We start from the raw sequence: 390 nt of genomic DNA, 5'->3' as shown, positions 1-390 counted from the left end.
GTGCCATAGTACACCTCCCTTGTTTTAGTTTAATTATTTAATTTCTATTTGTTTAACTTCTGGTTTAACAGGTTCAATTTTAGCAAGTTTAATTTTCAAAACACCGTTTTCGTATGAAGCATCAATATTATCTTTATTAACATCATCGCCTAATGTAAAGCTTCTTGAAAAAGCTCCATAAGATCTTTCGCATACGTAATATTTCTTATCTTTTTCTTCTTTTTCTTCTTTTCTTTCGCCTGTGATAGATAACACATTATCTTGCAAGGTAACTTTTATATCTTCTTTGTTAAAGCCTGGTACCTCAACATCAAAGTTTAAGAAACCATCTTTTTCATAAACATCGATTTGAGGTAAATAAGATTTTTCTGGTGTGTGAAAAACATCTAC

The 390-nt window shown here is 30.0% G+C and carries 1 protein-coding gene; it reads right to left on the bottom strand.

From position 1 onward, the window contains the following. Positions 1-33 precede the first annotated feature (33 nt). A partial coding sequence (locus K9U41_RS23700) for an Hsp20/alpha crystallin family protein (protein WP_282643264.1) occupies positions 34-390 on the bottom strand: 357 nt, incomplete at its 5' end.

Origin of the sequence: Xanthobacter autotrophicus (assembly GCF_029991245.1) — a bacterium.
GTDB lineage: Bacteria > Pseudomonadota > Alphaproteobacteria > Rhizobiales > Xanthobacteraceae > Xanthobacter > Xanthobacter autotrophicus_C.
This window is presented reverse-complemented; position numbering and strand designations above follow the sequence as displayed.